Genomic DNA, 25,528 nt, shown 5'->3' with positions numbered 1-25,528 from the left:
TATAGCAACGATTATTTCGGCCGATCTGCTGCAATCGAGGTGTCGTAATGGGCTCTTTTTTACAAATCAAAATTTATCGTCACAAGTTTATTGCCTATTGTATCTTCGTCGTGGCCATCGGACTCACCCTCGGTACGCTGACCAGTGCCATGCTGCTGAATCAATGGATTGGCAATGCCCGCATTGAGGCGGCCAATGCCTTCGCGCGCGTTGAGAACGAGCTGCAGTATGATGCCGACCGAATCGAAGCCTACATGCAGCGGATATACTCCAATCCCGGTCTGATGAACGACGCTCGCAGCTTTTTAAGCAGCAGCGCGGAAGGCTACTTAACCAACAGGCTGGTCAACAGCCAATTCTCACAGCCGTTGGTTTCCTTTCCGGAGGACGTTAAGACCTACCTGTACAGCTGGGCGCAAGGCGAAATTACGCAGATTAGTCTGCACACCGCCCGGTATGGCAATGTCGTACGTTTTAACGAAACCGGAACGGCAAGCTTCAGCTTCGGGCTGCCGAATGCAGATGAGGCCTTTCGCGATACCATTATGAAGGGCTTCGTATATCGCAAGAAATTGTCGGATCCGGCGCTCGGCGCTCCGGAGTTCGGGGAAATGCGCTTCCTGATCAGCAGTGATCAGGTTTTTAAATCCATACGAAATTTTCGATTCGGCAATGCTGCTGCCGTTAGTGCTTCTGGCGATACCTATCTCATCGGCAATGGACAGGACCAGGACCTGGAGGAGCTATCCCGTCTGGCTGAGGCGGATGGACGCAGTCATGGTTTTATTTCGAAAGGGTTCATGAAGCATATCCTATTTGCCTCCTTCCCATCCACCAAATTTAATTTCAAATTCATTACCCTCATTGATTTATCCATGCTGATTCGTCAACATGCCGGCATGCTGGTCACCGTTTTTCTGATCGTATTGGCAGCCATGATTAGCGTGCTTCTTCTCATTGCATACAATATGCGGGATGATGCCCTCTTCCTCCGCCGCATCATTCAATCGATAGGACGTGTGAAGATGGCCAATTTTACGCCAAGCGGGCCTGCCCGCTACCGTCGCAATGAATACGGCATGATCGCCCGGGAATTGGACGATATGATTCAGCAGCTGAATAAGCATATCCGCAATGAATATCTGCTGAAAATCAAACAGCAGGAAACTGAAATGAAAGCGCTTCAACATCAGATCAACCCTCATTTTTTATACAATACGTTAGAGGTTATCCGCTCCACGGCCCTTGTCAACCAGGACAGGGACACCGCGGACGCCATTGCTACGTTAGGGACGCTCTATCGGGAGATGGTGAAGAAGGAAACTGTCATTTCGATTGCAAGTGAGCTGGAATTGCTGCAGAAGTACTTGGAGATTATGGAGTTTAAATACCCGGGACGTTTTTATTACCAAATCAATGTGGAGCCGCCGCTGCTCTTGCTCCCTACCGTGAAATTCTGGATGCAGCCTTTGGCTGAGAATTTTTTCATTCACGGCTTCAACACCCATCATGAGTTTAATCTGTATGTAGTTAATGGTTTTGAGTCCGAAGCGTGTTACGTGCTGGAATTTGTGGATAACGGGAGCGGGATTTCGCCAGAGCGCTTGGAAAACGTCCGAAGCACGCTGTCTAACCACGATGATCCGTCTTCCGGCAGCATTGGGCTGCGCAACGTATACACACGCCTTCACTTCTTCTATGGGAACGGGTTTTCGATAGAGATTGAGAATAATGAGGAAGCCGGAGTCAAGATTTCCGTGCGGATTTCAAAAGAGGTGATTGCACATGTACAAACTGATGATTGTGGATGACGAACCTCAGATTTTGGAGGGGATGAAGCGAATTCTGGATTGGAAGCAATACGGCTTCGGCCGGATCGAAACCTGCGAATCCATCAACGAAGCCATGTCCAAAGCGGTGGACCTGATGCCGGACATCGCCATATTTGATGTCTGCATCGGCAAGGAGCTTGGATATGAGGCGATTCGCAGACTCAACGAATTTCAGCTCCCTACTAAATTTATTATCATGAGCGGTTATAGCGAATTCAAGTATGCTCTGGAAGCCATTCGCTGCGGTGTCAAAGACTATCTGCTCAAGCCTGTGGAACGCACCAAACTGCAGCAAGTGATCGAGAAGATTATAGTGGAGGATCTGAATGGTTCGATTGGTGATATAAATAGCGAGAGTTTGAACAGGGATCCGGTATTAGGTGTAAGTTATGACAGCTTATCGAAGCTGGTCAACCGCATTGTGCTGATGATCAAGACAGAGTATGCTCAGAACATCACCTTAAAATCCGTGGCGGAGCGTTTTCAGATGAACAGCACCTACCTTGGACAATTGTTTCTCAAAGAAACCGCTATGAAGTTCTCAGAATATCTTATGGCTTACCGAATGCTTCTTGCTCAAGAACGAATTCAAGGAACCGATGAGAAAATTTCCTGCATCGCGCTTTCGGTGGGCTACAACAATCTCAATTATTTCTATACGCAATTTCACAACTTTTTCGGTAAATCTCCTTCTGAACTGCGGGGAAAAGGATAACAACACGCTGCGAGAAAGGAGGAGATCGATGTTGAAGCATGCCAGACCCCGAAGATGGTTCATGCATATTGTTCTTATAATGCTGCTCACATCGTATACAACCGGCTGTTTCCCGCAGCCCGGACATAACGACGAGGCCTACGATGGCGACACGGTTAACCTGATCTATTATACGATCGGAGAGCCGGACAAGGATCTCCAGCTCGTAAACGACAAAATCAATGAAATCATGGCTCGCAAAATCGGCGTAACGATCACCTATGTCAAGGTAAGCTGGCTGGAATACGAGGATCGGCTGAACACGCTGATATCCGCCGGAAGTCCGTTTGATATCGCTTTTGCCCCCGATTATGCAACTACCGCGATGCGCGGCGCCTGGCTGAAGCTTGATGATTACCTTACCGGCATTGGTAAGGACATGTACGATGCCATCGACCCAACCTTCTGGCAAGGGGTGCGTATGAACGATGGCAGCATTTACGGCGTGCCCACCAATAAGGAATTAGCCGTACGTGATCATTGGATGTACCCCGCTTCCATCGTGAACAAGCACAATATCGACATTACCCAATACAATACGCTGGAATCCCTTGAACCCTTGCTACGAATGATTCGCCAGGAAGAGCCGGCATACATTCCTATGGAATTGGACCGGGATTCACAGAATTTCTTCGCGCTCCATGGATACGAATATATTCTGAACCATAAATTGCCCTTGATGGTGCAATCGCTGGACCCTGCCGCCCAGGTGGTGAATATCTTCGAAACCAAGGAAGCGCGGCAGGTGCTGGATACGTTGCGGCGTTATTACAAGGAGGGCTTCATTAACAAGGATGCCGCGCTGCGAGAGCCTGGAGCGCTTAAGCGAGGGGCCAAGGTGTTCTGGAAGTCCTCGGGCGGCGGACCGCTCTCGGAGACAACTTGGAGCAAGGATCGCGGCTACAAACTTGTAGCCCATCCCGTAACCCCTAACACCGTGACTACGGAAGCCGTCCGTGGAGGCATCATGGCCGTTAATGCCAACACCAAACATCCCGTGGAGTGCATAAAATTCCTGAATTTGCTGAATACGGACCCGGAAATACGCAACTTGTTCAATTACGGGATCGAAAGCGTGCACTACACGCTGGATGAACAGGGCCAAGTAGTTCTGATTACGGATAAGAACAGCAATGACGACGCCGTCCCGGATACGCCGGCAAGCAGCTATTCAGGAGTGCAGTACACGCAGGGGAATTGGTTTATTCTGAAAACCATGGGCGGCGATAACCCGGAACCCCTCGACAAATGGGACCAATTCCGTAAATACAACGACGGCGTCGTCAACTCCACTGTTCTTGGATTCACGCCGGATCTATCCAGCCTGACCGCCCAAACCGCTAACATCGAGATGGTCTGGCAAAAATATTATCCAAGCCTCATGACAGGCTCCGTCGATGTCGATACCATCCTCCCCAAGTTTAACGAGGAGCTAAAGCAAGCAGGCATGGACGAAGTACGACAAGAGGTGCAGAAGCAGCTGGACGCTTGGCGAAGCCAAAGAGAGTAAGCGGCAGGTAGGCGGAATTGAATCGGGGTGAATGAACCCTATTGTCTATATTCAGAAGAGACCTTGAAGCTGATTGCTTCAAGGTCTCTATTTGCAGTTTTACTCCCATTTGTCGTAGGCTGCCTGCAAATTCATTCCGGACAGGAGTCCTTTTTGCAGCTGCGGATTCGGAACCATCCGGTTGTACTTCATAATTTTTTGGTTGATGGCCTCCAGCTCAGCCTCCGGGATTGCATTTGGCTCCGGACGACCCAGGAGCCGCTTGATGTCGGCGGCGATTTCTTTTCTCAGCTCAATCCATGCCGGCTGGTAATTCGCGTTTTTCATGATACCGGTTAATACATCCCCGTCTTCGATCTTGATTGGCTTTCCCTTCAACGGCAAATCGTCAAAGCCACCTTCTCTTGCAAACTTGTCGACCGCCGATTCCAGAAGCCCGCTGCTGGTCGACACAGGACGCCGTTCTTTTTCTTGATGCTGATCTTCATCAGCTGCAGAAGCAGATTCCTTTGGGTCCTTGTTCACATCCATCTGCTTCACCTCCTTTTTTTCTCCTACCGAGGGAATGAACATGACTCCTTCTTTAACTCATTCTGCATAACCATCGTCATGACCTGTAAAATGATCGAAAAATATAACATTTTCTCATCCGTAAATGGAAGAACCGGTGTGGAATGAATTAAGCTCATATACTTCTTCTGAACCAGGCTAATACGTTGAGTAAGGATGGTTCAAAGCTCCACCATCGCTTTGATCACCTTGGCGGAAGGATGCATCCAGCCCTGAAATTCACGGATCAATTCTTCAAATCTGCACCGATGAGTTATGTACGGTTCTACATCCAGCCCGCCGTCCGAGATCTGCTTCATCACCTCATTGAAATCATCCTTGGTTGCGTTACGGCTGCCCATCAGCGTCAATTCCCGTTTATGAAATTCAGAATCCCGAAATGAGATTTCTCCTTGAATCAAGCCGACATACACCAAGGTCCCCCCGTGGGCAACTATATGAAAAGCGTTGGTCATGGATTCCTGGTTTCCTGTTGCGTCCAAAACGATGGAGGGAAATTCTCCTCCTGTTAGCGCCGAAAGATCGGATAGTTCCTCTCCAACCTGAATCGTATGATCTACCTTCGCCCAGTCTTTGCAAAAGGCCAGTCGATCGGCGTTTGTATCCATGGCGATAAGGGTTGCTCCCATCGCTTTGGCACAAACCATGATCCCAAGTCCAATAGGACCGGCTCCGATCACCAAAACCGTATCCTTGCTGGTTACATTCGCCCGCTTAACGCCATGAGTTCCAATGGCTAACGGCTCTATCAAGGCCGCCTGATCCAAAGACAGCCCTTCGGTCCGCATCAAATGGGAAATCGGAACGGAGATGCGCTCGCGCATGCCGCCGTCGAGATGCACGCCAATCACTTTCATGGATCGACAACAGTTGGTTTTGCCTCTCAGGCAAGACCAGCATTCTCCGCAGTGTATATAAGGAATGACACAGACGGTGTCCCCGACCTTCAATCCCTCATCGTTAACTCCGACCTTTTCAATCACACCGGATAACTCATGACCGAGAATTCGCGGGTACGTGAAAAAAGGCTGATTACCGCGGAAGGCATGTAGATCCGTACCGCAAATTCCGATTCGCTTGATGCGGATGATGGCTTCTCCGTCGAGTAATTGTGGCTCAGGCAAGTCCTCCCGGTATTGAAATTCCCCAATCCGATTACACACAATTCCCTTCACTTCTAACTGCCTCCTTCTCTTGATCAGTGGATGCCTTCATTGTATTCCGAACGGCCGCTTGTCCAAGTCCGCCCTTGTACGGGCTCCAATATGTTCAACACTTCGGCTAAGACAACAGGATCCAGCGACTCTTCACTCCAAGCAGCATTACGCTTTATATTGTCGGGGTTAGCCGTACTGACCAGCGTTGTCGGTATCTGTTCATTCGAGGTTGAGAACTGCACAGCTAGTTTCGCAATATCCACTCCGGCTTTGGCGCAATATTCGGACGCACGTCTGCAGGCTTCCTTGATCTCCGTTGAAGCCGGGTGCCAGGACGGCGCTCCTCTGGGACCAAGCAATCCCATGGATAAGGGAGATGCATTAATAAGGCCAACTTCCTTGTCGTTAAGCAGCGGCAGCAAACCGGTAAGTGTCTGATCGTTCAAAGAATAATGGCAATAAGAAATGATGACGTCCACTTGCACTTGGGGCAGCAGTTTCTCGAACAGCTGCAGCGGCAGACCGCAAATCCCGCCAAACCGGATTGTCCCCTTCTCTTTTAGATGCTGGAGTGCAGGAAGAGCCTCCTCGATAATAACGGATGCGGGAACGAACTCTATATCATGCAGAAAAAGAATATCCACGTAATCGGTTTTAAGTCGTTTCAAGCTCTCTTCGGCACTGTCGATAATCCGCTTGGACGTGAAATCAAAATCATGCTCGCCATACCGGCCTGCTTTCGTGGACAGGATAAACTTGTCCCGGGGTAATTGTTGGATTGCTTCGCCCAGCACGCTTTCCGCCTTCGTCAAGCCGTAATAGGGGGATACATCGATCAAATTGATGCCCGCATCAACGGCTGCGTGCACGGTTCGGATTCCCTCGCGGTCGTCCGTTTCCCGAAAGACGGAGCCTAGCGAAGAAGCTCCGAAGCTTAATACGGAAACATCGAGCCCGGTACGACCTAACTTACGATATTTCATGATGAAAACACCCTCCCTATTCATAGATATATCGATTCATGAGCTGCCCGGCAGTATCCCAGCTATTCTTCCAGACCGTCACCACGAACATCCTTAAGCTTGTAAAACGCCTTGGCATTCAGGCCGAACAATCGGGCATATTCCGCCTCTCCCCATGATTTCGGCAGAGCTTCGGCCAATACGTCAACCACTTAGCCATATTCAGCCGAAAGCAGGCATACGGGCCAATCGCTGCCGAACATGACCCGCTCAGGACCGAACATCGCTGTCACTTTATGTACATACTTATTAAAATCCTCCTGACTCCATCGGCGATGCTCCGCCTCGGTTACCATGCCGGAGAGCTTGCAGTAGATACTCGGAAAACCGGCAATTTGCTTCAGGAGGCTCTCCCAAGGCTCGATCCGTCCGCTCCGGATCGGCGGTTTGCCCAGATGATCGACAACTCCGCGGATGCTGGGAACATGTTGGATTAGCTTCAGCAGCGGTTCCAACTGGTGACTCAGAACAAGAAAATCAATTGGAACCTCCTCCTTGGCATATCCACTTAATGCTTCGATGTATGACGGCTCCAGGATCACCTGGGCATCAGGCATATCCTGGATCATAATACGAAAGCCGATAAATTTCGGATGTTTCCGAAATCGCTCGTAATGCTGCCGGTGTTCGGGATCGAAGAGATCGATCCATCCTACCACTCCGAGAATGGAAGAATCGTGATCCGCGAGCGACAATAGATAGTCCGTCTCTTCCATGGTCGGTGCCGCCTGGACGGTTATACTGCCGTCAAACCGGTGCAAATCCAAATGCGGCTTCAGATCAGAAGGCAGGAAGTTTCGATAAAGCTCTGGAATATCCGGCTTGATCCATCCATAATCTCCTCGTTCTATCAGCCAATAATGCTGATGGGCATCCACTCTCATGAACATCCCTGCCTTTTTGATGTAATGTTTGCTATTTTCATTGTATGATCAAAGTCTGTGTACAAATATAGCGTGGAATTGCAATTTTATAACTTATTTTGATATTGTGTTTCTATTAGAAGGTAAGGAGCGATGATCATGACTCCCCTGCGCAAACCATTTAAAGGGGACCCCCTGTTTCCGATGGAATTGGTTTATCGGACTACAAAAAGCCCCGAAGTGGAGCTGCCTCATCATTTGCATGATCTTTACGAATTGGTATATGTGTACCAGGGAAAGGGCACTTTTTTTATTGAAAACAAGCTGATGGAGAAAAAAGCAGGCGACCTTTTCATCATCCCCGGAAACACGATTCACAGCTCTTTCCCTGACCCGGATGATCCGATTATTTCGAGTGCTTTATTCTTTGCGCCTTCGCTCGTCTTAGGTGCGAATGGAAGCGATCTGCAATATGCAATCCTTTCTTGCTTCGACGTTGCTCAAAAATCAGGATCTTATCGTCATGAATTACCCAAGTCGAATCAACAATATATCGAGGGTATGCTAAAAAGGATCTCGGAAGAGACCCGACTTGCTCAGTTGGGTTTCCGCGAGGCGCTTGTGCTCTTGCTGCGCTCCTTACTGCTGCATATCAATCGCTACATCAGTACCTTGTCCGCAGAACAGCCGGCCCACTCACAGATCGGCCCCTCCTGGTTGAGGAATTCCATCCAATGGATTCATGAACATCTGGATCAACCCATAGGACTAGCCACTCTGTCGGCCCATGCATCGGTAGACCCGGCCCATTTTTCCCGTATGTTCAAGAAATATACCGGTTTGCATGTTACGGGTTACATCAATGCCAAACGAATCGCCCGTGCTAAAGAGCTCCTGCTACACCACGAGAAATCTATCGGACAAATCGCTGAAATCTGCGGGTACGACACCCTGACTCACTTTCATCGAAATTTCAAAACGTTGACGGGAATGACTCCCGGAGCGTATAGGAAGCAGGTAATTGACAGTTGACCCATTTAGAATTATATTATTTATAGTTAAGCACTTAACTAAATAGGGGGTGTGATCTCGTTGAATGACGACCTGCAACAATACGTGCTGGATTTGCCGCTGCCAACCCTTGCTTTCTTCACGTTGGTGGAAACAACGGCAAAGCTGGTCGACGTATCCGAAAGCTACTGGAAGGCACAAGGGCTGAACGGAGCCAGAATACGTATATTAGTTGAACTTATGAAAGAGGGAGGAACCATGCTTCCCTCCAAGCTGGCACAACAAATCGGAGTAACCAAACCCAATATCAGCCTGCTGCTCACCCCCTTGGAAAATGAAGGCTTGATTCGGCGGGATAACCATCCCCGGGACGGTCGAAAATCGGTTATCAGCATTACAAATGAAGGTCAGCATTTATTAATCCACAACCTGCCTGCGAACAGGCAGCAAGTTTCCGCTAAGATGAACGTGCTGAATGACGAAGAATTAAAGCAGCTACTGGCCCTTCTGCGTAAATTAAAGGAGGCGTGACGGCTTTTCACGCCCATTTGGTTAAGCACTTAATTAAAATCAAAAAGGATGATGGCAATGTCAATCGTAATTACAGGAGCCAATGGCCGGCTCGGCAGCCTCATAATCCAAGAGCTTCTTCACCATGTTTCACCTGATCAAATCGTTGCTTGCGTTCGGCGTATGGAATCCGGAAAATCATGGGAGGACCAAGGAATAACTGTTCGTTTCTGCAACTACGACGAGCCCGCCTCCCTGGAGAAGGCCTTCGTGGGTGCTTCGCGGCTGTTGTTCATCTCTAGTCCCCATCCCGATGATACCGTTCGTATGCGGCAGCATGCCCATGTAATAGAAGCTGCAAAAAAAGCGAACGTTGGCCATATATTCTATACCAGCTTTGCCTTTCCCGAACATAGCGACATTTCACTGACCCATTTGCATTTGGCAACGGAACATGCCATTCGCACAACCGGAATTCCGTATACTTTTCTTCGCAATGGCCTATATATGGACTTTATCGAAGCACTCGATGTGAATGCGTCCATTCTGACAGGAAATCTTCGTATCCATCCGGGGTCGTGGAAATTCAATGCGGTTACGCGCTCCGATCTGGGAGCCGCCATCGCGGCAGCATTATCCGGTGAGGGCCATCTTAATAAAACGTATGAGCTTGTGGCGCCTGACGTTTGGACCTTCAGCGATGTAGCCTCCACTCTTTCAGAACTAACGGGCAGAGCGATATCCCTATGTCCCACCAACGAGTTACAGCATTGGATATTCAGCTTTTTAAGAAAAATCGATACGGCTTCAACTTCTGGCGATCTGGAGAATTTATTGGGACGCCCGTTAACAACGATGAAAGAAAGCATGAAAGCTTATGTCGGGCAGTGATTAGATCCGACTGACGATGAATCGACATTTCCCCTTCATTGAGTACTGTGAAACCAACGTACCCAATATAATTAAGCAATACGGGAATACGATGGCCCCTGGGACTCAAGGAAGGAGGCAGGAATATGCCGATACGTCCGCCCATATTGCAGAGAGGCGATACCGTTGGAATCGTTACCTTGGGCAGCCCGCTCGATGCCAACATCATCAATGCACGGATCGAGTATTTACGAGCCATGGAGTTCAATGTCGTATTGGGCCAATATGTATATGCCCAAAACGGGTTTCTGGCCGGAACAGACGAACAGCGGGCATCCGATTTAATGATGATGTTTCAAGACGATCAGGTGAAAATGATACTGCCCACAAGAGGCGGCACCGGAGTAGCCGGAATCCTTCCATACCTTGATTATCATGTGATCCGGAACCATCCGAAAATCTTGACGGGCTACAGTGATATAACGGTACTATTAAACGCATTGCATCAATTCGTGGATTTAATTACGTTTCACAGCCTCTTGCTTATCGACTTCAAACCCGAGACGCCCTCCTACAATTACGACCAGTTTTTTGCCGCGACGTCCCTGTATTCATTAACACGGCCCATCCTGAACCCCCCCGAGATGCCTCTGATCAGCCGAGTTCCGGGCAACGTTACGGGGCCGCTTGTGGGCGGTAATTTAACCTCGTTTGTAGATACGCTTGGAACGCCTTTCGAAATCGATACACGGGGCAAAATAATCGTTCTTGAAGAAACGCATGAACCGACCAATACCGTCTACAGGTACTTGAACGATTTGAAACTCGCTGGGAAATTCCGTGACTGCATCGGCATTATTACGGGGGAATGTACAGGCTGCCAGGCTGCTTACGGCAAATCCTACGAGGATGTCATCAACGAGTTCATTGTGCCGCTCGGCAAGCCGTTGATCACAAATCTTGCCACGGGTCATGGTTTGTATAAAGCAGCTCTGCCGATTGGCGCCTTGGTTAATCTCGATTCCATTCTTAAGACCATAACCGTGGTTGAACCTACGATCAGTACATAAAGCTCGTTGCATGGCCCTCGCTTCATCCCCATGCTGCCCATGCGCAGCGAGATATTAATGAAAAAAAGGCAGTTGATCATTACGATCAGCTGCCTTCATTTCTATGTGATGCTGCAGGTAAACTCATAGCTGCGCTACAGATGGGCAATCCCTTCACACCTGACTTATTTCACGTAAAATGTAGCGTCTCTTTGATCCCATGCTGTCGAGACCGGAGAAATTTCCAACACACCGTCCCGGTGTATTTTCCGTAATCTTATTTTCTGAAAACCTAGCTTGGCATAGGCATAGGTAATAAATGTATTTTTAAGATACTTCTCCTCTGTCTGTTTCTTGCTATCTTGTTTGTGCTTTCTTTCTGGATGAAACTTTTCGCCTAAAGCTTCCTCGAGTTGCACTTTCAATCTGCTGAATTCCGATTGTGAAATTGGACAGTTAATATACATAGTATCTATTCCGATATTGACCATATATAAAATTTCTTGTATAGAACTACTAATTAAAGATAGATGCATAAGGAAAATGCCATCTGTAGGAAGGCATACTGGTGAAGAAGGGTTACATTATTTAAGCATTATTCATTTGTTTGGTTTGCAATAAAAAAACACAACAAGGACGGCGACCATCGCTGTCCTTGTGAATATTTCGGTGCGGCAGAGCCACTTGGTTAATTAGTGAGAGCCATGATGTTATCGAAATAGAGCCCAGCAAGTTAATAAGGAGAGCCATCAGAATATGAGGGTTCTCCCATTTTCAATTTTCAACTATCGTGCCCTTTTGATGGGCCGTTTACTGCGTGATGCGAGACTTCGGAACTCACATCGGAAACTTGCACCGATTTAACCTCTCTTTCGATAAAAATAAAGAGAGTGAGGAACCTTATCTCCACTCTCTCTCTTTGCTTATATCCTCTAAAAAACTGCTACTTTCCCAATTACAACGACTCGGATGCTTGCTTCAGATAGCCGGACAATTGGGCCAGATCCGGCTTATCTCCTTCGCGCAGCTTGATCCACTTCCGTTCGGCCGGACCCTCGAAGCCTTTCGGAAACGCCATGCCGACTGTATTCATGATCATAAATGCAATTGCATCTTTCGAAGGTGAGATGACGGCAGCAAACTGCCCGTTCTTCAGAAAATGCGGTTTCTTGTATTGAATCTTCTCTTCCGCTCCGGGAATCGTCTCGTGGACCATATGCCGAAGCTGACCGCACAATTGAACTTGCCATGGCGAGGACAGATTTTCAATAAATGTGGATACTTCTGGGTTCATTTTCAACACGTCCTCTCTTATCAATGGATATTAGACTTCCTGTTGCAACTTGGCCAAATATTCGGCGTAACGTTCCATGGACGCAATCGCGCCTTGCTCCGCACCGGAAGCCAGTGAGCCTTGAAGGGCTTCAGCAGAGACGTATTCCGTGCGCATCGTCAATTTTGATTTACCGCCTTCAAGCTGTTCAAACGAGTCGAAAATGACGGATTCGTGCTCGTTATACGGAGCCACGTCAAAAATCATCGTATAGTTCAGTCGCTCGGGCTTCACAATTTCGCGATACGTACCGATGATAGGAAACTCGGTCCCATCCGGACCCAACTGAACATATCGGTAGGTGCCACCCACTCGCAAATCGATCTCGCAGGCATGGAGGGGTACTCCGCCGTGACCCCACCAGCGGGACACATGCTCCGGCTTTGTCCAAGCATCCCACACCAACTCGCGCGGTGCTTCGAAAATACGCTCAATGATTAATGCTTGTCCTTCTACTCGCGTTGTTGCTTTATTTGCCTGTTGACTCATCGTGTTTTTCCTCCTCATTTGGGTAGGTAATAGGGTTCTGCTCAGATTTTATCCCATTTTTTCCAATATCGCCAACACAGTAGTTAACGGTTCAAGTTTTGTTCCAAGAACGCATCGAGTTGACCAAATGTCCCGACGAATCCTTGCTGTACATGCGGGCGCATGCTCTCAAAGGTGGCGCGTTCTTCCTCAGTGGCGTTAAACGGACCGCCTCTTAGCGTAAGCTTCGTCTTTCCTTCGCTTTCGATTAACATCAAGTGGTTGATCACTTCGAGCGGCCACGTTCCGCTGAACGGAGCCCGGATCGTGTTGCCTTCTTCATCGGAATACGATTGGATGAAGTCTGGATAAATCAGCATTTGGATTAACGTCGCGTGAAAACTCCAATCCATTCATACGCGCGATTACAAAGGATTCGCTATACGAAAGCAAACACGGGACTTCTGACCAATGCTCCCAACAACAGGACGACGGCAACAATCAAGAATGCCGACTTCTTCAGACCAAATCACTCCTTTTTCATATTATTTTCTGTTCATTTTGAATATACCTATTAAGGAATATACCTGTCAAGGAATATTTGGTATTTAAATTGACCGCACTTTCATTAATCGCGCCGAAGCGCGAAAGGCCAAGAATTTTACAGAATACCTCATGTCGTAGAAGTGTGCGCTTGACGAAGGCTTAAGCCGTTATTAACCATGTCTCGGACGATTCAGCGCGGCAACGTCTGCCGAATACGAAATAGAAGAGGCCTAAGCTGGCAACTTGTAAGACCGCCAGCACGAGCCAGATATTGCTGAAGATCAAGCCCTGCGTTGCGGGTGATCCAAAGAGCGGATTCCATGCTGGAATCGCCGATCTGCTGAGGTCCGTCATCTTGCCATAGATCCCGATTGCCATCCCTTGCGCGATGAAGTTGACCATTGCCAGCATCGAACATTGCGAGGAACAAAGCCTATGAATTGCTAAATAGTGGCGAAATCAAGTCGATAAAGATGAAGGGCTATCGAATTCCGAAGATAGCTGTCAGGGATTACGTACTGTCGCAGGCAAAAATAACAATGGGACGCTACAAGGAATTATCAGAAGGAGATTAAAATAAGCCGCGCATTTTGCTGCGGCTCCGCTGGCTCGTACTATAGAGTCTATGATTTGATTGTGTGTACGAAGTTAGGCACTCTTGTAAATCCACGCAACTTGCTTCGAACGTTCTATGATTTGACGAAGAAAGCGAAAGTCCCTAAAATAAAGGAAATCCCTGGGCATTCAGACATTCGAGTGACCTTCGACATTAATTTCCATATTTAACCATCTATTCATAAGGAAACCACACATCAGTATGGCAACATGATTTTCGGGTCGCAACTTGAGAGCAAAGAAAAGGAGGTTTTAATCGCTGCCGACACGGGTAGCTCGTTAGAATTTGATTCTGAATCGTTAAACATGATTCAATAATTCATCCTCAACTTACTGACCGCCTTTCATCGGAGCATTTAGAACGGAGTAAAAGTAAATCACCCTGCCTCCAAAAGAGGACAGGGCGATTGTTTGTGATCGAGAAAAATAAAATAAAGGTCTGAGCGGAGTCCTATTTGCCTCGCAAAAGATGAAATAGCATTAAAAAAATCCTTAGTGTGACCAAACGTGTGACCACGCGCTCAAATCATATCTAAGCATAGCAAGAACCCGCCAAACACTCGAAAATCCCTGTGTTTAGCGGGTTCTTTTTAGTTATGGAGCCTAGGGGGATCGAACCCCTGACCTCATCGCTGCCAGTGTGGCGAGCACGGCTCCCCCTGTATCCTGCGATGTCCGAGAACCCTTATCTAATAGGGGTTTTCGGGCATTGTCTTTATCTGATGTTAACCCCTGTTTCCTTGTGTATTTTAGCGTTCTGTGACCATGAATGTGACCACGATTATGCATCGCATTCTACTTTCAGATTTGTGTCGTGACGAGTCTACTTTGAAGGATACGATCTATTCGGTCGATGACAGCTTCTATATCTTCCTTAACTTCATGATCCCATACTCGGATTAACGTCCAACCTTTCTGTTCATAATATTCATTTACAACCTTATCCCTGGCACGATTCCGTTCAATCTTATTGAACCAGTAATCATAATTGCTTTTAGGAATTCGGTAGTGAATATCACACCCATGCCAAAAGCATGAATCCAGGAAGATGACTACTTTGTACTTCTTAATGGCTATATCAGGTTTTCCAAATAAGGTATTCAAATTCTTTCTGAAGCGATATCCGCGGCGCCACAATTCCTTGGAAACGCGATCCTCTAACTTGGTTCCCTTGGAACGTATCGCGCTCATGATTTTGCTTCTAGCCTCTTTGGAAATCTTATCTGCCATTACAATCTCCTGTATTATTTCATGTGTACAAAGCAACCTTATTTTTGCTTATTAATCCCGATAATATTCTCCAGTACCCATAAGCATCTTAAAATCCTGAACGTTACAATTATAACTCCCCACAGCACAACCATATTTACTTCAAATAACGGAGCAGCATCTCGGTCTATGATCAGGGATACAAGCGAAAGAACCACTAACAGTCCCAGGTATTTACTAGTGTTAAGGAATACCTTGAAGATTTGATAATAATACTTGCTTGATCTCAAGGCATTCATCCCCTCGCTATTGCCAGTAACAAGCAGAATCGACAATCCAGTAATAACAAAGCCAAGAAGGGAACCAGCCACACCAGCAATTGCTCCATATAAAGCCGAACGCGAGCCCTTCAATACATTCATTACCTCATCCTGTAGACTGTATATATTAATGACCCAAAGGATTAGAAAGGTTAACACGATTGAGAAGACAAATTCCATAAAGAGGAAATACTTATCATACGTATCAATAATCTTCTTCATCAGGACATCATTCCACCCTTGCGAAGTTATCCCTCAACTCATGGTACGCTTCATTAATTGCATTATACATACTTGTTGACTCTACCGCTCGCCGTTTATCGTCAATCGTAATAACGCTTTTCGTGGAGATCATCTTATCTTCTAATAGATCAAAAGCTTTATTCTTTTCAGTTGTAGTATCTTGTCCGACCAACTTAAAGCGATGAATCTGGTCGCGGTTTGACTGTTGAGTGAGAAAGTCGATGAGTTTCTGCTTAACGAACGGGAAGCCGAATCCACTTTTTGAGTACTTCTTCTTACGAAGAATGACTTCTACAGTCTCAGCTTCTGATACCGAAGCTGCTGCTTCAAACGCATTTTTAAGGCTCGTATCCAACTGTTCAGTGATTCCTATTGAGTTCTTTGCCACTTCGATTTGTACTAAGCTAACCTCATCACCGATTGACCTTACCTGTCGATCTACATCAAGATTAAGTATCGGAGTAATATCGATGTGAGCTGCTGGATTCGAAAATGTTCGGCTCTTTTCAACCACATAATCCTTTAGAGAAGTTGCTCTTGGTCCATAAAAATTGAACTCCAGACCAATAACACCAGCAGTCGGATAATATACAAAATGAGTAATCTCTGCAAGACCTGCATTTGCGGGAATGTTTAGCCCTTTTAGCACTCCCTGGTCCTCTAGCTCAGGCAGCGAGGTTCTTCGAGACACAGCAAATCGACCTTTGATTTCTAATGCGGTACTTGTCGAATCCAACTCGATAAGATTGACATCTCCGCTTGGCAGATAAAGATACCTAGATAAAGGATCATCATCAATGAACTGAAGCTTACTTATGTAATCAAATACTCCATACGGATCAGTATGTGGGTGTAAAGAGCTTGAACCTTGTCGTAACTCTGAAATGCTAATTCTAAAGAAATGAATCTTGCGGTTAATGTGCGCCATCCTTTGCCCCTCGCTTCTCTTTAGATATCATTGCAAACTTTGAGACTATCTTACCACAACCTATCCAAATCCTACCACGAATCCTTGGTGTCAATAGAGGAATTGGACTAAACTTGTCGAATCCCTTTATGTATCTTACAAGGAAGGGGATTTACAAAGTGACACCAAGTGAAGAACTAGGTCTAAGAATTGCCTGTGAGGTATTTGAGAAGAAAAGTCAGCGGCTAATAAGGCATCGCCGCCCCAACATTTATCTAAAATCCAATGCGGAATTGTTCAGTGATTGGTTTGAAGATGGGCTGGATGAATATACAATACAGAAGCTTGGGGCAAATGCTCATCCAGATCTGATAATTAATAATGTTGGATTCGAATTGAAGTCACTTAGAGCTAATAGCCAAATACAATTCAATTCGACTATTCCTTGCGGCGGCTTCAAGCATGGAAACATCTCAGGCGAATGTTACTATGCTGTTGCACGCTACACAACCGAGAGAAACTATGGTTACCTTGAGGACTTTACAATTTGCGACGGAGACTTCTTTAATCACAATCGTCAACAAGCTTTCGCTCATTCCAATGAACAGGAGACTGGATTTGGGGATTATGGCGATGGTGTTGTTAGACATCGGAAGATGTATTCGTTCCCTAGTCCGCTCAGATCAGTTCCAGGAATATCGTTAATCTCGAAATTCGATAACGCAATCGAGTTTAACAGCAACCTTGTGTTGGATGGATCGATAGATAGAAGAGATACCAGAGGTCAGGTGTTTACATTCTTCATATATCGACACGCGATGTTGCCCTAGTGCTTGACCTTCACTCCTCCATCTGGTACATTAATGTTATATAGTATTTACGAGCCAGATAGGAGTGAGCACATGAAGACGACACAACTTATTTCCCTCTCTAAATCTGAACATAGAGAGCTAATCAATAAGATTGAAGACCTTTCTGTTAAAGAGAATAGGTCTCTTTCTGATGCAATCATGCATCTTCTTGGACTTGGGTATAGTGAATACATAAGTCGCACGGTAAATGATTCTACCCCTTATTCCGTGGTCGCACTATTTGCTGGCGCTGGTGGCCTTGATACTGGGCTGAAGATGGCTGGTTTCAATGTCATATGGGCAAATGAAATAGATAAGGACGCTTGTGAGACTTATATTGCCAACCATCCAGAGACCTATGTTGAACGCGGGGATATTCGTCGCGTCAAAAACTTTCCAAAAGCTGATGTCGTTGTAGGAGGATACCCTTGTCAGGGTTTCTCGCTTGCTGGCAACAGATTGGTTACTGATGAACGTAACTATCTGTATAGAGAATTTGTTCGTTGCTTACGGCAAGCAAATCCCAAGTTCTTCATTGCTGAAAATGTTAAAGGGCTGCTTACAATGGCTGGTGGACAAATCATTGAAGCAATGATGCAGGACTTTAGAAATGAGGGCTACGTTGTATCCCATCATCTAGTTAACGCATGTGATTATGGTGTCCCACAAGACCGAGAGAGAGTATTTATTATAGGAGTTAGAGACGACATAGATTTCGAGTACAATTTGCCTGCTCCAACTCATGGGAACTTGCCTGGACAAAAACCTTATGTAACTTTAAGGGATGCAATCGGACATCTTAAGCAAACAGAAATTGGCGAAATATATGATAGCACCTTTTCATCCCGTTACTTAAGCCGTAACAGGAAACGAAGCTGGGATGAAGTTAGCTTCACCATCCAGGCAAGCGGTCGTCACGCGCCTTTACATCCAAGTGGTGATCCAATGATAAAAGTCGGTCCTGATCATTGGATCTTACCCGACACATCCGAGCATCGAAGACTTTCATATATTGAATGTGCACTTATTCAGACATTCCCACCTGATTATATCTGGCAAGGTAGTTTAGGCTCAATTCATAAGCAAATAGGAAATGCAGTTCCTTGTTTGCTTGCAAAAGCAATATCAAAGCCAATATATGAATACCTTAAGTTGCACTACTCGCAACAATCTAATAAAGAGCTTCAAGTTGTTTAACTAAAGTCTTGATTTCATTATTATGAAGTGGTAATATCTATTTGTCCGAAAGCATCGGCGAAGAGACTCCCCTTTAGGAAGCACCTGAGGGGAGTCTTTCTATTTGCCCGTATCTTTAACAGCGTTCAATCTCTTGCCGTAATCATATGGCTGAGAATAGAATACCTTCTTACAATCAATGCACTGGACATCACAAACTCGATTATATATTAGCTTCTCCTGTTTGGATAAGTGATCTGGTGGAGTCTCTACACTTATTACAAATAAAACGCCTCCGCATTCTTTACATGTAAGCAAAATTCAACACCTCAATCTATTCTTGAATGTCCTTTATTAGCGGCTGCAGAACCGCATGGAACTTCTTCATTTTCTCAATCATTGTTGTCTGTATTTGCGGCCAGTTGGACTCATCGCTTTTCAAACCGCCCATATTCAAGAGGTATTGAATGCGCGATGCCCTTTTTATATCTAGCCGATCCCAGATAAGCGACTCACCGAACTTATCTTCAACCAATTGTTTCTGATTATATAATGTATCGAAGATGTTCTTATTCCTAGTATGGTCTGAAGTATCAATATAAAGCTCAATCCCTGTCTTGTCTTCGCTCCACACAGTGTAATTAAAGGACAGTCCTGCCTTACCTGCCCCTGTACCCAGAGCCATGTATTTAGTAGCTGATCGGTTTGCATGAAGATTAAACCCTATCTGTCTCGCCCGTTCCAGCAATCCTCCCCAGAATTTCAACCTGAGAACATGTCGCTCTGCCATATCTTGCTTCTCTTTACCGATTTCCTTAGCTTGAGCACTCGGTCCAACAACAATCGTAAATAGTGGAGCTGGTTCAGAGTTACCGATCTTATACGCGGAAAGCTTCACCAGGTAAAAAGAGATATCTGCTGGTGTAGACTCATTTAACCAAGTGATCGCCTTTGTGTGTTCAGGTCTGGGATGACTCACAATCCAGATTGCAGTCTTAGCATCAAGATTCGTCAGATATGTAATAACCTTGCCCAAGTGGTCATGATTCGTTGATTCAAGCTGATTTTCAATGATTACAACATTCCCGTCATCATCTTCAGCAACCAGGTCGACTTCAAATGAAGCAACCCTTTTCTCACGTTCCACAGCCGTGAAGGTTATGTTTAGTGTCTCGCTAAGCATTTCAATATTTCCCTCAAGCCAACTAGAGAAATCTCTTTCCTCATGTTTCCATATATCACGAAGTGGAACAGGCTCCAACTTTCCTATACTCATTCTAAGTTCTCCCATCAAAATATCGATCACCGATCAATACAGCTATTACCCTATTATTCGACACTAGCGATCGATTACCCTGCTTTAAGTAAAAGAAAAGCGCCGCGTGGGCGCTATTCCTGCTTTGTCATTTTAGCTGTATTGAAGTCCGATTCGTACGTCATGGTTTGTTTATCATCACTTAGAATTAAGCTGACCTGGCTTGCGCCAGCTTCCATTTCAATCACGATCTCGTACTCATCCATGTACGGTATCTTGAATGCTTCTTGATACGGATATTGTTCTTGGTAGTAATCGAGATATCCTCTAACTTCACTGTCGTCAATCACAACCTCAAAGCATAGTTCCTGGTTTATATCGCACCATTTGCCCTTAAACGCATCAATTAAGTTGGTCTCTGCCGCTTCATCCAATGATGTGCTAATGCCTGATCTTTCGAGTACGTATATATTCTGATTGTCCCTGTAGTCTAATTTCCCAGAGTCATATAGCCAAACCAGTGCAAGCTTTTCCTCACTCCCAATATAAAGAGCAACATGACCATCTTCTGCATGGAATTCATATCTAAAGTCCGTTGGAAAATCTCGCCCCTCTTGATGATAGGTTATAGTGCCTCTGCTATCATCAGTAAAGGAGAGCGTGAATGCCAGTTCGTCCGATTCTGGGGTACTCCATTGTCCTTCAAATGCCTTTACTTCTTCACTCAGTACTACTGGTGGTTGTTCAGCCGCGTCCTCATCGACAACGGACTCCGATTGATTCAGCTCTTGGTTGTTTGGCCCGCCCTGATAAGCCTTTATGGACTTGTGGTTCACTGTAATCATTCGTTCGTCCACTATTGCAGGAGCATAGTAGATATAGTCATTCTCCTGATATCTCCACAACTCATTTCCAGTCTTTGCGTCCAGAGCTAGGAGAGCAGAGTACCCCGCTGCTCCCTTGGTTACAGTACTCTGTCCCTCAAATACGGCCAAGTACACTGTCTCTTCTGCAACAATCGGATTTGTGATAGTACCTCCATGCATGAGTGTGAATAATGGATCACCGAGCACCTTACTCCATAATTCCTTACCATTCGAAGCATCCAGCATCACCACAGTACCGCTCTTCACTTCTGTTAAAAGTGCCTTATTATCGAGCAGAGTAATCAGCGGCCTGTTCACCATTTCGAAACTATCGTTCTCATAGCTCCATTTGGCTTTCTTACTTTTCAAATCATAAGCTGTTATCCTACCGCCTAGATCAGAAACCACCAGGAGCTTCTTATCGACAGCCACACTGCTTACAGGTGATCCGTGCTCGATGGTATCCAATTCTTTGCCTGACTTCTCATTAATGATGTGTATGCCGCCTTCAAAGGGAAGATACAGCTTGTCTCCCGCTATAAATGGAGAAATCTTGAGTGATACGATATCCCCGTAGCTCCAGCTTTCCTTACCTGTCTTTATATCCAATGCATTGAGGGTAATGCGGCCATCCTCAAGCTGTTCAGGAATGAATACGTGATTGGACGACGCGGCGGCTTTACTTGGACGCATTTCGTAGGGAACTTCCTTCTTAGATAGATGCTCCCACAGCAACTCTCCTGAATCAGCATTCAGGGCATGAACCCCTGCATTATCAATGAAGCTAACCGTACCATTGGATACGGTAGGACGCGATATCATTCCATCAACTTCCTGAGTCCATAACTGCTTGCCCGTCTTTGTATCAATTGAGTAAAGATACCGTAGATCACCGACATACATAGCTTTCTCCGTCACTGTAGGCTCTAGCAGTGGAAATTGAAACTGTTCCTCGTTTGTCCAAGCTACACTTGCAATACCTTCAATTGCCTTGCCCTGATATGCTCCTGATGATTGCGAGTTATTGCCGCATCCAGCAATTAAAAGACTCAGTGAGATTGCCGTAATCCATCCATATCTCTTTCTGAACAAAATGATTCCCCCTATTTCCGCTATTCAACTTTATTTCTGCTGTAGTACGTGCCGCCACCGTCCAGGTGATACTCACCGCCGTAATGTTTCATTATAAAGGTTGCCTGTTGCTTGTACGTGTACTTATATGGCTTCTCTCCCCAGTCATACGTCAGTTGAACCTTGGCGTAATATTTGCTCTCATCAACTTCATCGAACTGAGTGAATTCTATTTCGACTGTCTTTTCTGGCGTTGCTCCATGTACCCTGCCCACATCAGCTTTTATTAACTTTATGAACTCGGACTTTGGACTACCTCCGCATCCAGCAAGCATTAGCAGTGCGAGCATCATTGCCGCGACCAATCCCATTTTTCTCATGTACGCTCTCCTTTGCGAAGAAATTTCCTTATGCAGATTGAAAAGTTGATAAAAATTCCGTGATAAGTTATGTATAGTAGAATGTTGTTGAACTTTTGAAACCGCCCACGGGGTCCCTCCTGCATGGCAGTCCTCCTTCCATAGTTCAAATTGCCTACCTTTCACATTCAGATTATATCATGCATTATATTGGTTAGTTAAGTTATTATCATGCATTATAATGTTTCGACGATGATTCACTATTCCTCTACTGTTTTTGGTAAGAGGTGATAGAATGGCTAGGAAATCGCGAGATGTTCAGAAGATCAAGACTGCTGTGGGGCAGCGGCTTCAAGGCTTCAGGAATCATCAAGGAAGAACCCAAGAGGATGTGGCGCATGAGGCCGATGTCCATCCTTCATACATAACCAAGCTGGAATCTGGCAGGTCAAACTGGACGATAGAAAGCTTGGATAACATTCTGAATGCATTAGATGTTTCATACAGCGATCTGTTCCAAAACATCGACGAATCAAAGAACAGAATCGACAATACTGTGCTGATTCAGATTGTAAAGTTGTTGGAAGGCAGGAGCATCGAAGAACAGCGCAAGGCACTGCAATTATTAAAAGCGTTGTACAACTAATCGTATAGCTCCAACACTGGGCTCTGTTGCTTATCCCAAATGGGATAGGTAAGCAGGGCCTTTTTTGCGTTCAATGGCACGACAGAGATAACCAGGGCTGTGAGAGGATGCCCACATTGTATGGAGGTGAGCAGATGACAGGTAGCCTGAAGGAATTGACTGATCAGCAGTTGTTGAATGTCCTAAGAGCAGCGCAAGAGCTGGAGTTGGATGCGGCATTCATCACATTGATCGAGAGCGAGTTGAAGCGCCGCGGCACTAACATTAATCCATGAAGGGAACGAAGCAAATGAGCAAACAGCTACTAGTTACAAAGACCGCTGGTAATACACAGTATCAGCTTTACCGTGTCGATATGCTCCATCCTGCTACCTACAATGACTTCAGAGGCACAATCATCGAGCAGAACGTAACGATCGGTGCATACGGTATCGTTGCAATCCTTTTCATCGGACAAGAGGAAATCTATTATGACAGCGGCCCCCTCTCCGCTCAGGGATATCAGGTTAATTGGTTATTCAACCATCTGCACAGACAAGGATTCAACGATCTTGACCAAATACGGGAGGTGATATGGAAAGAACATGAGAGCTGGACGTGGAACCAGTACGGTAATCCGTTCGGAAAGGTTGCTAACCAAAAGCTACGGAAACAAATAAGAAAACTGCTTCACTAAGGGCTTCTGCTTAATACCTAGGAATGGGTATTGGTGGGAGTCCTTTTTCGTTGACAGAGAACCCAATACAGGCCGAGTGAGATTAGGCCAGAGGGAGGGGAATGCATATGGAGGAGTTTGGTAAGAGGCTGAGTGAGGCATCGGCTGCATTGATTCTGTTAAGTAGAGAATTTGAACGTTTAGAGACCGATCATTCCGATCTTCTCTCTGAAGGTTATCCATTCAGCGTATGTCTGCTGGAAGTCGTACATGGAATGTTGGAATGGCAAGAAACGATCAACGATCTTAAGGAGGCGATCAAACGTGGAGAAACGGCAAATAGCTGACGAGATGACCACTCTTCTCCGTCAGTTGGTAATGCAGAATCAGTTGGTAATGGCAGCTCGCGTCTTGGGGGTATACTTCCAGCGCGTATGGAAGATTGATGAGGAACTAGCTAATCGATATGTGCGCGGCTACTTCGCTAAGTACTATCCAAAGCAGCTAGAACAGCATCTGAAGCGTCAAAATCGAGCCAGTTAAGGAAGGGTGAACTTCGATGACAAAGCAGTTACAAGAGCGTAAAGAGGCTCTACAGAGCGTCAGGAAGAGTCTGAATGGAAAGGCATCGCTGAGAAGCGAGGAAGGAAAGCAGTATATCCGTTGTTTGGTAATGCTCGTCGGTACGGAAATGCAGCTCAAAGAACTTCAAGATATGAAAAAGGACGCCTGCCAGCGCCCTCAGTAATTCCTATTCGATTTAATGATAACTCAATATCTATTCACATTCAAGGGAGCGGCTTCGGCTGGCTCCCTATTTTTGTTTATCCCTATCAAAACCATTGGAGGTTATGTACTCATGAATTATCAATATACATTCCGCACAGCAATTTCCGAAGCTCTCTGCATCAAGGAAAGCAGCAATGTTGTTCAAGAACTGGTATCTAGGTTTAATACGCCTTTCGATCTGATGGATGCAACGGAGCATGAACTGACTTCGATCAAGGGGATCGGCCCAATGCGTGCCAAGCAAATCCAATCTGCCATGAAGTTGGCGCGGTTGTTGAATATGCCGAAGGAAACGCCGAAATTCATCCGCTCACCTAGAGATGTATTCGATATCTTCCGCCATACAATCGGGATTCTGAATGTCGAGGAATTCCACATAATCATGCTCTCAACGAAGAATGGCATTATCGGTACGGAGATGATATCTCGCGGCACGTTAAACAGCAGCTTGGTTCATCCCCGCGAGACTTTCATTCCAGCCATAAAGCGTTCGGCAAGCTCTATTATTGCTATCCATAACCACCCATCAGGTGACTGCACTCCATCACCTGAAGATGTCCAGTTGACGGAACGGCTTGTTCAAGCTTCGGAGATCATCGGGATTCCTTGTCTCGACCACGTCATCGTAAGTAAAGACAGTTTCTGTTCCTTGAAGGAAAGGGGCCTCATGTAACTTTATTACGGGGAGTCGGCCTACTATGCTGGCTCCCTTCTATATAAAAGCCTTCGGCTGTGTGGGTGCGCTCCGCTCCACTTCGTTCCGCTACGCCTTTGTGCTCTCACGTTCGCATCATACACGGTTCTATGCATACAAAAATCAAAATCAGTGGAGGAACGATCAATGGTTAACGAAAACGCGATTATAACTGGATATGCATTACTGGCAGCTCGTGAGATGGGCTGCTCCCAGGCTCAGCTTGAACAATTGGAAGCAATTATGCGCTCGGTGCTTGATGAGTACACGGAGGATGAAGCTGCGGAATTCTACCGTCAGAACTAAGAGTGTAATCGTGGAGGAGCCCGTCCATTAGTGATTGGCTCTTCTTAAGTTCAACATTATATCTATGGTAC

General features: G+C 46.0%; 29 protein-coding genes and 1 pseudogene. 17 read left to right on the top strand and 13 right to left on the bottom strand.

What is annotated here, in order from left to right:
- The first annotated feature begins 47 nt into the window (after window positions 1–47).
- The 3 genes from B9D94_RS06985 to B9D94_RS06975 are packed head-to-tail and all read left to right on the top strand — an operon-like array spanning window position 48 to window position 4,096.
- Window positions 48–1,811 carry a sensor histidine kinase gene (locus B9D94_RS06985; protein ID WP_148246698.1) on the top strand — a complete coding sequence of 588 codons (1,764 nt, stop codon included), beginning with the start codon at window positions 48–50 and terminating at the stop codon, window positions 1,809–1,811.
- Entirely contained in the window at window positions 1,786–2,547 is a 762-nt protein-coding gene (locus B9D94_RS06980; protein ID WP_148246697.1) for a response regulator transcription factor, read from the top strand. Before B9D94_RS06985 ends, B9D94_RS06980 begins: the two co-directional genes overlap by 26 nt.
- A 28-nt stretch (window positions 2,548–2,575) precedes the next feature.
- Window positions 2,576–4,096: an ABC transporter substrate-binding protein gene (locus tag B9D94_RS06975; protein WP_148246696.1), complete on the top strand. Its 1,521-nt coding sequence runs from the start codon at window positions 2,576–2,578 to the stop codon at window positions 4,094–4,096.
- Between the two features lie 99 nt (window positions 4,097–4,195).
- Here the strand turns inward: B9D94_RS06975 and B9D94_RS06970 are convergent, their stop codons facing one another.
- The 4 genes and pseudogenes from B9D94_RS06970 to B9D94_RS06955 all read right to left on the bottom strand — a co-directional run bounded on the left by B9D94_RS06970 (window position 4,196) and on the right by B9D94_RS06955 (window position 7,729).
- Entirely contained in the window at window positions 4,196–4,627 is a 432-nt protein-coding gene (locus B9D94_RS06970; RefSeq protein ID WP_040680919.1) for a DnaJ family domain-containing protein, read from the bottom strand.
- 200 nt (window positions 4,628–4,827) lie between these two features.
- A complete protein-coding gene (locus B9D94_RS06965) occupies window positions 4,828–5,841 on the bottom strand; it encodes a zinc-binding alcohol dehydrogenase family protein (RefSeq protein ID WP_148246695.1) in 1,014 nt (337 codons plus the stop codon).
- Between the two features lie 23 nt (window positions 5,842–5,864).
- Window positions 5,865–6,806, bottom strand: coding sequence for an aldo/keto reductase (locus tag B9D94_RS06960; RefSeq protein ID WP_148246694.1), 942 nt, complete (start codon window positions 6,804–6,806; stop codon window positions 5,865–5,867).
- A 62-nt stretch (window positions 6,807–6,868) separates the two neighbouring features.
- Window positions 6,869–7,729 (bottom strand): annotated as a pseudogene (locus B9D94_RS06955) (amidohydrolase).
- Between the two features lie 183 nt (window positions 7,730–7,912).
- Between B9D94_RS06955 and B9D94_RS06950 the strand changes: the two are divergent.
- The 4 genes from B9D94_RS06950 to B9D94_RS06935 all read left to right on the top strand — a co-directional run bounded on the left by B9D94_RS06950 (window position 7,913) and on the right by B9D94_RS06935 (window position 11,169).
- Window positions 7,913–8,740, top strand: coding sequence for a helix-turn-helix domain-containing protein (locus B9D94_RS06950; protein ID WP_367613812.1), 828 nt, complete (start codon window positions 7,913–7,915; stop codon window positions 8,738–8,740).
- A 51-nt stretch (window positions 8,741–8,791) separates the two neighbouring features.
- Complete coding sequence (locus B9D94_RS06945) at window positions 8,792–9,250, top strand: MarR family winged helix-turn-helix transcriptional regulator (RefSeq protein WP_231888231.1); 459 nt, start codon at window positions 8,792–8,794, stop codon at window positions 9,248–9,250.
- 57 nt (window positions 9,251–9,307) lie between these two features.
- Window positions 9,308–10,120: an NmrA family NAD(P)-binding protein gene (locus B9D94_RS06940; protein WP_148246693.1), complete on the top strand. Its 813-nt coding sequence runs from the start codon at window positions 9,308–9,310 to the stop codon at window positions 10,118–10,120.
- 125 nt (window positions 10,121–10,245) lie between these two features.
- Window positions 10,246–11,169 (top strand): S66 peptidase family protein, encoded by a 924-nt coding sequence (locus tag B9D94_RS06935; RefSeq protein WP_148246692.1) that lies wholly within the window; start codon window positions 10,246–10,248, stop codon window positions 11,167–11,169.
- Between the two features lie 934 nt (window positions 11,170–12,103).
- On the opposite strand, the gene B9D94_RS06930 is transcribed toward B9D94_RS06935, so the two are convergent.
- The 6 genes from B9D94_RS06930 to B9D94_RS06895 form a co-directional block, all read right to left on the bottom strand.
- Window positions 12,104–12,442, bottom strand: coding sequence for a DUF1801 domain-containing protein (locus B9D94_RS06930; RefSeq protein WP_006212010.1), 339 nt, complete (start codon window positions 12,440–12,442; stop codon window positions 12,104–12,106).
- 30 nt (window positions 12,443–12,472) lie between these two features.
- Window positions 12,473–12,970 (bottom strand): SRPBCC domain-containing protein, encoded by a 498-nt coding sequence (locus B9D94_RS06925; RefSeq protein WP_006212011.1) that lies wholly within the window; start codon window positions 12,968–12,970, stop codon window positions 12,473–12,475.
- Window positions 12,971–13,053: 83 nt separating this feature from the next.
- Window positions 13,054–13,329, bottom strand: coding sequence for an SRPBCC family protein (locus tag B9D94_RS06920; RefSeq protein WP_006212012.1), 276 nt, complete (start codon window positions 13,327–13,329; stop codon window positions 13,054–13,056).
- Between the two features lie 1,582 nt (window positions 13,330–14,911).
- On the bottom strand, window positions 14,912–15,340 hold the full coding sequence (locus B9D94_RS06905; RefSeq protein WP_148246690.1) for a very short patch repair endonuclease: 429 nt from the start codon (window positions 15,338–15,340) through the stop codon (window positions 14,912–14,914).
- A gap of 38 nt (window positions 15,341–15,378) precedes the next feature.
- Window positions 15,379–15,861, bottom strand: a complete 483-nt coding sequence (locus tag B9D94_RS06900; protein ID WP_148246689.1) for a hypothetical protein — start codon at window positions 15,859–15,861, stop codon at window positions 15,379–15,381.
- Window positions 15,862–15,868: 7 nt separating this feature from the next.
- Window positions 15,869–16,810 (bottom strand): hypothetical protein, encoded by a 942-nt coding sequence (locus tag B9D94_RS06895; protein ID WP_148246688.1) that lies wholly within the window; start codon window positions 16,808–16,810, stop codon window positions 15,869–15,871.
- A 158-nt stretch (window positions 16,811–16,968) separates the two neighbouring features.
- On the opposite strand from B9D94_RS06895, the gene B9D94_RS06890 reads away from it, so the two are divergent.
- Together B9D94_RS06890 and B9D94_RS06885 are read left to right on the top strand one after the other, a co-directional pair.
- Window positions 16,969–17,619: a hypothetical protein gene (locus B9D94_RS06890; RefSeq protein ID WP_148246687.1), complete on the top strand. Its 651-nt coding sequence runs from the start codon at window positions 16,969–16,971 to the stop codon at window positions 17,617–17,619.
- 72 nt (window positions 17,620–17,691) lie between these two features.
- Window positions 17,692–18,837, top strand: coding sequence for a DNA cytosine methyltransferase (locus B9D94_RS06885; RefSeq protein WP_216642865.1), 1,146 nt, complete (start codon window positions 17,692–17,694; stop codon window positions 18,835–18,837).
- Between the two features lie 313 nt (window positions 18,838–19,150).
- Here the strand turns inward: B9D94_RS06885 and B9D94_RS06875 are convergent, their stop codons facing one another.
- From B9D94_RS06875 to B9D94_RS06865, 3 genes are all read right to left on the bottom strand, one after another.
- Entirely contained in the window at window positions 19,151–20,092 is a 942-nt protein-coding gene (locus tag B9D94_RS06875; protein ID WP_148246685.1) for a DUF4268 domain-containing protein, read from the bottom strand.
- Window positions 20,093–20,205: 113 nt separating this feature from the next.
- Window positions 20,206–22,029: a PQQ-like beta-propeller repeat protein gene (locus B9D94_RS06870; RefSeq protein ID WP_148246684.1), complete on the bottom strand. Its 1,824-nt coding sequence runs from the start codon at window positions 22,027–22,029 to the stop codon at window positions 20,206–20,208.
- A 20-nt stretch (window positions 22,030–22,049) separates the two neighbouring features.
- On the bottom strand, window positions 22,050–22,388 hold the full coding sequence (locus B9D94_RS06865) for a hypothetical protein (protein ID WP_148246683.1): 339 nt from the start codon (window positions 22,386–22,388) through the stop codon (window positions 22,050–22,052).
- A gap of 274 nt (window positions 22,389–22,662) precedes the next feature.
- Between B9D94_RS06865 and B9D94_RS06860 the strand changes: the two genes are divergently transcribed.
- The 8 genes from B9D94_RS06860 (at window position 22,663) to B9D94_RS30910 (ending at window position 25,457) form a co-directional block, all read left to right on the top strand.
- Complete coding sequence (locus B9D94_RS06860; RefSeq protein ID WP_148246682.1) at window positions 22,663–23,013, top strand: helix-turn-helix domain-containing protein; 351 nt, start codon at window positions 22,663–22,665, stop codon at window positions 23,011–23,013.
- A 134-nt stretch (window positions 23,014–23,147) separates the two neighbouring features.
- The gene (gene sda, locus B9D94_RS06855; RefSeq protein ID WP_253806113.1) at window positions 23,148–23,288 is read left to right on the top strand and encodes a sporulation histidine kinase inhibitor Sda; all 141 of its coding nucleotides are present in this window, start codon (window positions 23,148–23,150) and stop codon (window positions 23,286–23,288) included.
- A gap of 14 nt (window positions 23,289–23,302) precedes the next feature.
- Window positions 23,303–23,689 (top strand): hypothetical protein, encoded by a 387-nt coding sequence (locus tag B9D94_RS06850; RefSeq protein WP_148246681.1) that lies wholly within the window; start codon window positions 23,303–23,305, stop codon window positions 23,687–23,689.
- Window positions 23,690–23,796: 107 nt separating this feature from the next.
- A complete protein-coding gene (locus tag B9D94_RS06845) occupies window positions 23,797–24,015 on the top strand; it encodes a hypothetical protein (protein ID WP_148246680.1) in 219 nt (72 codons plus the stop codon).
- The gene (locus tag B9D94_RS06840) at window positions 23,993–24,211 is read left to right on the top strand and encodes a hypothetical protein (RefSeq protein ID WP_148246679.1); all 219 of its coding nucleotides are present in this window, start codon (window positions 23,993–23,995) and stop codon (window positions 24,209–24,211) included. The genes B9D94_RS06845 and B9D94_RS06840 overlap by 23 nt, the downstream gene beginning before the upstream one ends.
- A 16-nt stretch (window positions 24,212–24,227) precedes the next feature.
- Window positions 24,228–24,416: a hypothetical protein gene (locus tag B9D94_RS06835; protein ID WP_148246678.1), complete on the top strand. Its 189-nt coding sequence runs from the start codon at window positions 24,228–24,230 to the stop codon at window positions 24,414–24,416.
- A gap of 111 nt (window positions 24,417–24,527) precedes the next feature.
- Window positions 24,528–25,130 (top strand): JAB domain-containing protein, encoded by a 603-nt coding sequence (locus tag B9D94_RS06830; protein ID WP_148246677.1) that lies wholly within the window; start codon window positions 24,528–24,530, stop codon window positions 25,128–25,130.
- Window positions 25,131–25,298: 168 nt separating this feature from the next.
- Window positions 25,299–25,457: a hypothetical protein gene (locus B9D94_RS30910; protein WP_172963916.1), complete on the top strand. Its 159-nt coding sequence runs from the start codon at window positions 25,299–25,301 to the stop codon at window positions 25,455–25,457.
- Window positions 25,458–25,528 lie beyond the last annotated feature (71 nt).

This window comes from Paenibacillus sp. Cedars, assembly GCF_003184205.1.
Lineage (GTDB): Bacteria > Bacillota > Bacilli > Paenibacillales > Paenibacillaceae > Paenibacillus_AQ > Paenibacillus_AQ glucanolyticus.
The sequence above is the reverse complement of the archived record's forward strand: the minus strand, read 5'-3'. Positions and strand labels throughout refer to the sequence as shown.